The organism is Prevotella sp. TCVGH (assembly GCF_023522295.1).
Lineage (GTDB): Bacteria > Bacteroidota > Bacteroidia > Bacteroidales > Bacteroidaceae > Prevotella > Prevotella timonensis.
In genome coordinates, this window is record NZ_QFFX01000016.1 from 45,071 (window position 1) to 54,318 (window position 9,248).

Here is a 9,248-nt window from a genome sequence, read left to right on the forward strand (position 1 = left end):
ATAACATGTTCAAAAAGTTCATTTTTTGATACAAATTAGAGGAATATAATTCATAAGAATTTCGTACTGATAATATTATAATAATGAGTCAAGATGGAGCGTCAATACTCCATTGCAATAAGTACGAATCTATAATATTGAAACAAACCCTCTCTTAAAAGATAGAAAGAGCCATATCAACACTCGAAAACAGAGTTTGATATGGCTTTCTTAATATGCTCGTAAGAATCCAGTATTAGTTGTCTTAGTGTGGGTTAGCTATTGAAACTCGTGTGGAATGATGATACATTTAGCTTTGTTTTTATAGCCACATGAAAATCAAAAATAATCACTGATAAAAGTTGACCAAGTGAGCAGGTTTTGCAACTTTATAAAAAACAAATAATTAGGTTCTGCTAATTAAATTTAACTATCTGACAATTAACTATTTACGTTGTATAAAATTTGGTCAATTCGCCCAAAATGACTACCTTAGGATGTTAAAACATTCAAGAATCGAGATGAAATACTACTCACAATATCGCAGTCACGACCTGTTTGAACTTCAGGAGTCACTTTTGGGATTGAGCAAATCCAACCGTTGGGTCAAGCTGGCCGACCACCTTCCCTGGGACAGGATAGAGAAGGAATAAAACAAACGTCTGAGGAACAGTCATAATGGTGTCGACAACAAGCCCGCCCGCATGGTGGTGGGAGCGCTAATCGTGAAGCATGTGGAAAAACTGAGCGATGAGAACACCATCCAAGCCATTCAGGAGAACCCCTACATGCAGTATCTGCTTGGGCTTGAGAAGTTTACGGAAAAGCCGGTATTCGTTCCAGAGTTGTTCGTCCTTGTCCGCAAGCGACTCGACCATGACTTCTTCAACATGCTGCCCCTGATGCTGGCGGAAACAGACGGGAGCAAGCCGAAGAAGGAACATACCGACGAGACCTATTATTAGAATATCGTTGAGGCTAACGACGGTAAGGGTTATGGATGGAACCGCATAGAAATCAAGGGTATACGCAGCACCAAAGGTACCGTTCGCTACGGTGTTTCCACCAAATCAAGCTTCACAGGCTCCACTTTCGCAGGGCAATGGGTATCGGCAACCGACTTCAACTTGAAATAGACAGGGCAATCAAGTTTGTTTTTACGAGCAACAGTGTGAAAGTCGGCGATTATTGGCTGCTTACGATTCTTTTAATATTGATGAAAAACGGTGGAAGGACTAGTTAAATCCAATCTCCACCGTTTTTAGCAATGCGTGCTTTATCTTATTTCATTTATAATATCAAGAAGTGTGTCGTAATCCGTCACCTGTTCATACCTTACGTCCGTGTCCTTAACATTATTATAAAGTTTTATGGCACACTTAATCTTAGAGCTTTCTATTGGCGAAATATTCATCGATCCCATCGCTCCCTTTGTTTCTGCAATGAAGTATATGTGCTTAACTCCCATACCATCATAAAAGGCTATTGCCCAGTCGGGTGCATAATTCCCTACAGGAGTAGGAATTTTGAAGCTACGTGGAAGTCTGGCATATACGCATACCTCCTTTGCTTCGTCTAAATGTTGCGCAAACTTTCTTTCACCGTCAGAGTCACAGAAAACATAATCGAGAATGCACTTCTTTGCGTTATACACCCTATCAATCGATGCCTTATGTTTATCTCTCGTGAAGATGTTTGAGTCGAAAGTGTTTTCGGTACGGCTATAGGATATGTCTTGAATAATCATTGTCGCCTTCTGTTCCTTGATGATGCGAACAACATTGCGGATAAACTCTTCTGGATTATTTCTGAACAGTCGCTGCTTCACTGGTTGAATACCTTTCAGGATACGTACAACTGTACGACGTGTGAGTGTAGCGTCACGGACGATTTCTCCCACAAGGTCATACTCCACAGTTGAAGTACTGATGTCTGTGAGCGAATTACGCTCAGACTCCTTTACTCCGTTAAACTCCAATTCATCATCACTCTGTTCGCCTGTAGTTACAATATAGCGAAGTTGGGTCACGGTCAGCTCCTCATCAATGGCTTTAATCACATTCCTAATGAGTTCCTCGCTGTCGTAATGAACAGTGTAAACGTATCGGTGATTGATTTCGTTCCAAAGTGCCTTAAACTCTTCTTTGCTTGCATTATCATTCAGCTTACTGTTCTCTACCTCTGCCGACTTATTGCCATCTTCAACCATACCTGCAAGAACTGAAGGATCAAAGATGCCTTGAATGAGCTTGTGAATATCCGCTTCCATCGAACGCAACTTCTTACTTATTGGTTCCAGAGTCCCATCGGCTAACGCCTGACGATATTGCTGTGTTATATTTTCCTCCTTATCTACATAGTCGTTGTCATACAGATACGCCACGATACTTGCTGCCTCCTGCGTTGTGATTTGATGTTTCTCACCATCCACAGTAACAGTAAACTGTGCAAAGTATTCTGCTGTTGCCTTTGTAGGACGTTCACGCAGTGCCTCCTTTGTTTCTTTCTGCAACGCATCCACAAACTGCTCGTAATTCTCGTTGGCAATGACGGTGAGCTTGTTAATTTCATGCACTGCATCCCCCAAGTGTTCATAGTCCATGCGGTTACCCCTCTCATCTACACAGATACGAAGCCCACGACCCACTTCTTGTCGCTTGCGAATCCCACTCTGTGTGTGTCGAAGTGTGCAGATTTGAAATACATTTGGATTGTCCCAGCCCTCACTCAATGCCGAGTGGGAGAAAATAAACCGTGTAGGCTCGTCAAAGGATAGCAGTCGCTCTTTATTTTTCAAGATAAGGTCGTAGGCTGATATGTCGCTCGAATAGTTTTCCCCTCGTTTCAGCTTAGAGTTGATGCTATGCCCTTTCTTATCTACAGAGAAATAACCATTGTGTACTTGCTTTGCCGAGAACTGACGCAAGTATTTTTGATAATCATCATCAAAGGCGGAAAGGTTGGCATTTAAGAAATTCGTATATTCTTCTTCAAACACGTTCCAAAGTCTTTGTGGCACAGTGTTGCCCTCTTCATCGTAAGTCTTATAGTTGCTCACCTCGTCAATAAAGAACAGCGACAATGTCTTAATGCCCTGACGGAAAAGCATCTCCTCCTTGGCAAAATGCGATTTGATGGTTTCGCGTATCTGCACTCGCTGGAGGGTCTCCTCACTCACGTCGCCCATCACATCGCCTTTATGCAAATGTTCACCGTTCTGAAAAACTACCTTGTTCTGCTCTGGTATGATGTCGGTAATCACCATGTTGCGATATTCCTCCAAACCCTTGGAAGAAGTGTAAAGATTGTCATGCTGATTGAAGAGCAATGTGCGCCTACGTATTCCCGTTTTACCTTTCATATCAATCTCAAGCCTCACCTGTGGCGCACGGTTCTTTGACAGCGCAATACTGTCAAAGTAAATATAGCACGAGGTGCCTTGCAGATTTTGCAGGGTGATGCCTTTCACCTGAATCTTCTTCACCAGTTTCTGCTGGTAAGCATCCAGTGCGTCCAAGGCATAAATACAGTTGTGCGAAGTCTTATGTGTAGCCGAGTAGTTGAGCACAAAGAGCGGACGGAAGTTGCGAAGTGCTTTCTGTGTGGCAGCTCCTTCCATTTTCTGCGGCTCGTCCATGATGATGATGGGGCGGTTGGCTGCAATCACATCTATTGGTCGGCGCGAGTTAAAATCGTCTCTTATGCTGTATATGATACGGGCTTCTTTGTTTCTCGCCCCCTCTTTCAAAGATGTGTTGAAGGCTTGCGTGTTGATAATCATCACGTTGATGTTGGCGTCACTGCTGTAGCTGTCTATCTTTTGCAGATTGCTACTGTCATAAATGAAATAACGAGCCTTCTTACCATATTGCTCCATGAAATGATCTTCGAGCATGGCAAAACTTTTTGCCACTCCTTCACGAATGGCGATACTGGGCACCACAACAATAAATTTGGTCCACCCGTAGCGTTTGTTCAGCTCAAACATCGTCTTGATGTAAACGTAAGTCTTTCCCGTTCCCGTTTCCATTTCTATGTCGAGTGAGCAAGCCCCTAACCCGTGGGTTGCCACTAAGTCGTTGCTACGAGGAATGTTGCCCAATCCTTGTATGCGATGAATATTATCTAACAGTTGGCTTCTATCCAGCTCAACCTCATTGTTGCGAAAACCGATATAATCTTCTTCGTATGTAATTTTCCCTTGTGTCTTTCCCAAGTCACGGCGATATTTCGCTTCTTGCTTTGAGGGCTGACCGCTAAACACCTCCACTGTCTGCTCTACGGCATCGGTTTGGTACTGTTGTATCTTAAACTTAAACTTCATCCTTTTAATCTTTATTTGCCTGTTGCTGACGAAAGATTTCCTTCTGAATCTCTATCTCGCGTGCCAATTCCTCCTTAGAGGGAAGATAGGTAAGATATTTTGCTTGAAATATTTGGTCGCTGCCATGCAGTACGCTATACCTTGCCATATCGTTGCTGGTATCTGAGCAGAGTAATAATCCAATGGTGGGGTTGTCCCCCTCTGTTCGTTTCAGAGCATCATACATACGGATATACATATCCATCTGCCCAACATCTTGATGCGAGATCTGCGTGGTTTTGAGATCAACAAGGAAAAAACACTTTAAAATATAATTGTAGAAGACAAGGTCAATATAGAAGTCGCCCATGTCCGTGCGTATGTGCTGTTGTCTTCCTACGAAGGCAAATCCTTTACCCATTTCCATGATAAACTTCTGCAAATGGTTGATGATGCTGCCTTCCAGTTCAGACTCTGTAAAGTCTGCATCCGACTGCAAGCCAAGGAATTCTGCCACTACAGGATTTTTGATAAATTCCAACTTGTCTTGTTGCATAGGAGCTGTGAGCTTGTGCATCTCGTCAACAACCTTATCTTTATGTGCAGATTGGAGTAGGCGGTTATAATATTGTGAGACAATATTACGATGCAAGGTGCGTGTGCTCCACATCTCCCTCAATGCCTCTTGTTCATACCACCCACGTACAATAGGATCTTCCACCCTTATTAATTCTCGATAATGCGTCCATGGCAGGATTTTTCTGCTCAGCGGAAATGAATCTTTAGATTTTGTACGCACTGCGTTCACAATCTCAGATTGCCCACTCACGGTGTTGATGTTTTCTAATTGTTGACGCACTGCGTCTACTTTCGCTGATTGTTGACTCACTGCGTCAACAATCTGTGGAAAACAACGATAGAACTTCAAATAATTATACAAAGAAACACGTTCAAACCCTTTGCCATACGCATGAGTTAGTTCTTTAGCAAGTGTAGCTATTACCTGTTTTCCATATTCGGCTCTCTCTTCTCCATCAAGTTTCTCACGTGCAATGCGTTCACCAAGCATCCAATTGCGGAGTGTGAGCGAAACATTGACAGCACGGTATGCTTGTTCACGGGCGTCCTCTATAATCGAACAGATGTCAGAATATAGCGAGCTGAAACCTGAAATCTGGTTGGTGTCTTTTGTTATGCTATTCATTGCTGATTTTACTAAAATGGTAATTCAAATGCATTCATTTCTTCCATTATATATTTTATCTTTCCTTGCAATGGAGGTATACCTTCCACCTGAATCTGTGATTGTGGAATGGCATAATATGACATTAAAGCCGCTTTTATTTGGGTAGAATCTGCAAATTCAGATGTGAATCTGCTTATGAAAGTAGAACTAATATTTTGTCCATTACATTTCAAACTAACTGTATTGCCTTGCTCATTAAAATCAAAACAGAATAGATATTTTTCTTGTCCACCAACTTTAGGAACAAAACGTGATGTAACCTTTGATAATTGCTCATTTATAAAATCAAATGGACTTTTCCAATGAAATTTTTGAATGTTTTTAAAAATATCCTCAAAGAAAGAGGCCTTGAAGCTCCTTGGTCTTATTTTTCGTAGAGAATCAAAGAATACTTCATATAAAATTCCATCAATTAAAGCAACCTGAAAGTCCTTTGGCCAGTTTTGAATGCTGTGATATAAGTTTTCAATAAAAAATATGGCACTTCCTGATGATCCTTCTGCACTTTGGAGAATATTTCTGCCAAGGACAAAAACAGAATCCTTATCACCTTCATTCGTTTCTTCTGGGAAAGTCCATTTAAGTAGCTTATCTATAGCGGGGTTTTGGATATACCAGTTGTGACTTTTTAAGTTTGTTATAAAATCATCCATACAGCCGTGCTTCAACGATGTATCATACTGGGAATCCATTAGTGCAACACCTGAATATAGAGGTTGTGTGACCACTTCTGTTCCTGAAGTCGTTTGAGGACTCTCATGCAATACTTGTGACTTATCATCTTCTATTGAAATTTCAGTCTTTTGATATGTGATTTCTTCTTCTCCTTCTTCTTGCGAAGTTGTATCGTCTGAAGAATCATTTTCATTAGCTGATGCTACTTGGAATGATATGGCCAAGTCCCGATATTCCTTTGCTTTAATTTTAACAAATGTCTCAAAATCTACAATATAAAAATCTTCACTTCCTGTAGCCAACTTAAATTCGTAAACCAAACTGTTTTTCGCAATTCTAATTTTTTCAGATGGAGCAGCACAACGTCTTTCAGAGCCGAGAATTTGTTCATTAGGTTCATAAACAATATCCTGCTTTCTGTCGCGTGTAATGAATATGACTTTCGTAGTCCTATTTTTCGAACAGTAGTCTAAAATCTCCCGCCAAATCAATAAATCACCGATTGCATTTTCATTTTTATTACTATCTCTATATCCTGGGGGGATTCTATTATCATACCTTGAAGAGTAATCATTTATCTTTGAGAGAAGTGTGTATATGTTAGTATTTAACACATGGGGTTCAAATTCCTCCGTAATTTCTATGTGTACTTTGGACTGATGCTCATTGAAATTATTATTAATTGCTTTACTGATTTTGTTCAAACCGTCAACAATGTTGTCTATATCTTTTTTCAAGCAATCAACTTTCCCCTCATATGCTGTTCCTTTTAACATCGAAGCCCCTGCATATCCTTTTACAAAATATGAAAGCTTTTCTATTTCACCAGTATATTTTTTTACGTTAGATAGCTCAGTAAGAAATTCTTTGGTTTGCTTTGAATAAATTTTATCAGAATACTCATGAATAACCCATGCTGGAACATGGAATCTATCTCCACACTTTTTTACCCAACTATAAAAGTCTTGTCGTGCATTATCATTTAATCGGTATAGCTGAGAAAGTATATTCGTATCAATAAAGATTGCGCAATCTTCATCGTTAAGCAAACTTTCTATTTTGGCTGTATATTTTGATATGTCTATCTTAGTGACTGGGAATTTCATGGTAATCTAAATTAAAGTATTTTTCTAATTGTTGTGGGACTGTATTCCTCAAAGAACTGTTCGAAGTTGTCGGCAACATTGTCGCTTGCCAAAGAGCGGTCTGCCATGACGAAATATTGTGGCTGTTGCTTCGCTATGGAGGTGATGACCGTTTCGGTTACCTTTGGTTCAAAGCAAGCCATGAGATAGCCTTGCTTCACGTTCCAAACCGTCTTTCTGGCTATTTCTGTTTTCTCTATTTTCTCCGAGAGCGCAATGCCAAGTTCCATCATCACCTGCAAGAGCAAGTCTTCATCTGTTCTGTCTGCCTTGATGTTATCAGCAAAGAGGCTTTGCATGTCTGTTGCCGCTGGAGTATAAAACACGTCCTCCATGTTAGAGCTGTCGACTTTCAACACACGGAACCCCGTGTCACCCTTCCAGTCGGGGCGTTCCTCCTTTATTTTCTTTCCAGTTCGGCGAATACGCTCCTTACCAATCTCGCAAATGTTCTTATACCCCGCCTTGTGAGCCTCGCTCTTTTCATCTGTCACCTCGGGCAACTGCACCATGATATATTTCCGATTGCCCTCGTCCTTTGCATTCAATTTCATCACAGCGTGCGCTGTTGTGGCTGAGCCAGAGAAAAAGTCGAGGACAAGAGAGTCGGGAGAGGTTCCAATTTGTGTAAGGTGTTCTATCAAAGCAACTGGCTTCGGATAACTAAAAGGAGCTGAGCTAAATAACGCTTTAATGTCATCATTTCCACTTTCTGTACGCCCATAGTAACTCTCAACTAATAGAGATTTTGGCGTAACTCCTTTCGGACGATAATATTTGGTATACACTTTCCCATTCTTAAACACAAGTTTATCATACTCAGTTTCCACTTTAGATTTGCTCCAGCGCCAGCGAAACTTCTTTTCTCCATTTTTATTACGGGGATAATATGAGTTTCCTAAAGAGTCTTTGATTTCAAAATCCAGACTTTCAAGATATCCCAGAGATGATTTATCCAAGGTTATAAGCCCATAATCTCCAATGTCATCTTTAAAAGGATAAAGCCCATCTTCCAGCTGATACTTCAAATCTACATTTAGATAAGCCATATCCAATACTTTAGAGAAAACTAAGACATATTCATGTTCTACAACTACCATTGATGAATCATTACCTCCCCCTTGCTTCTTCTTCCAAATCAGCTGCGCAATAAAATTCTTCTCTCCAAACACTTCATCGCAAACTTTCCGCAAATTATGCACCTCATTGTCATCAATAGAAATGAATATCACGCCATCTTCAGAGAGTAAGTCCCTCGCTACTTTCAGTCGGGGATAAATCATGTTCAGCCAATCGGTGTGGAAACGACCATTGGTGTCGGCATTCTTCTCAAACTCACTGGCAATTTGGTTGCCTTCTTCATCGTAAGCACCAGATACTTCGGCGTAGTCTGAGTTCTTTTTAATAAAGTTATCCTTATACACAAAGTCGCCACCCGTGTTATACGGTGGGTCAATATAAATCATCTTTACCTTGCCGAGATACGACTCACGCAATAACTTCAGCACCTCAAGGTTATCGCCCTCGATATACAGATTTTGCGTATTATCAAAATCTACACTATCTTCACGGCAAGGGCGCAGCGTGCTGGTGGTGGGTGTGTTTGCCATTCGTATGGCATGACGCTTGTCGGGCCATGTAAATTGGTAACGCTCTTGCCCCTCACCAGTGGCATCCGAAGACAATGCCTGACGAAGTTTGTCGAAGTCTATCACCTGCCGAAGTTTACCGTTTTCGTCCTTTGCCTCTATCAGGCACTCTGGCCAACGCTTGGCAATGTAAGCCATGTTGTCGCTCACGATGTTTGGGCTTTGCATTTTTAACCCAAATCGGTCATTAGAAAAAGCTTCTTGTCATTTTCTAATGACCGCCATTAGAAAAACAGCATTGTATATACTTG

Annotated in this window: 6 protein-coding genes; 2 read left to right on the top strand and 4 right to left on the bottom strand. The window is 41.1% G+C overall.

Features of this window, described 5'->3' with window-relative positions; translation table 11 throughout:
- The first annotated feature begins 500 nt into the window (after nt 1-500).
- Entirely contained in the window at nt 501-632 is a 132-nt protein-coding gene (locus DEM91_RS12560) for a hypothetical protein (protein WP_262893459.1), read from the top strand.
- A 51-nt stretch (nt 633-683) separates the two neighbouring features.
- Complete coding sequence (locus tag DEM91_RS04790; RefSeq protein ID WP_229039380.1) at nt 684-944, top strand: transposase; 261 nt, start codon at nt 684-686, stop codon at nt 942-944.
- A 311-nt stretch (nt 945-1,255) separates the two neighbouring features.
- Here the strand turns inward: DEM91_RS04790 and DEM91_RS04795 are convergent, their stop codons facing one another.
- From DEM91_RS04795 to DEM91_RS04810, 4 genes are read right to left on the bottom strand one after another with little or no spacing between them, the layout of a single operon-like run.
- Nucleotides 1,256-4,303 carry a type III restriction-modification system endonuclease gene (locus tag DEM91_RS04795; RefSeq protein WP_249858149.1) on the bottom strand — a complete coding sequence of 1,016 codons (3,048 nt, stop codon included), beginning with the start codon at nt 4,301-4,303 and terminating at the stop codon, nt 1,256-1,258.
- Nucleotides 4,304-4,307: 4 nt separating this feature from the next.
- Complete coding sequence (locus DEM91_RS04800; protein ID WP_249858150.1) at nt 4,308-5,486, bottom strand: YhcG family protein; 1,179 nt, start codon at nt 5,484-5,486, stop codon at nt 4,308-4,310.
- A gap of 11 nt (nt 5,487-5,497) precedes the next feature.
- On the bottom strand, nt 5,498-7,309 hold the full coding sequence (locus tag DEM91_RS04805) for a PIN domain-containing protein (RefSeq protein WP_249858151.1): 1,812 nt from the start codon (nt 7,307-7,309) through the stop codon (nt 5,498-5,500).
- A gap of 11 nt (nt 7,310-7,320) precedes the next feature.
- Nucleotides 7,321-9,165 (bottom strand): site-specific DNA-methyltransferase, encoded by a 1,845-nt coding sequence (locus DEM91_RS04810; RefSeq protein ID WP_249858152.1) that lies wholly within the window; start codon nt 9,163-9,165, stop codon nt 7,321-7,323.
- Nucleotides 9,166-9,248: the final 83 nt, after the last annotated feature.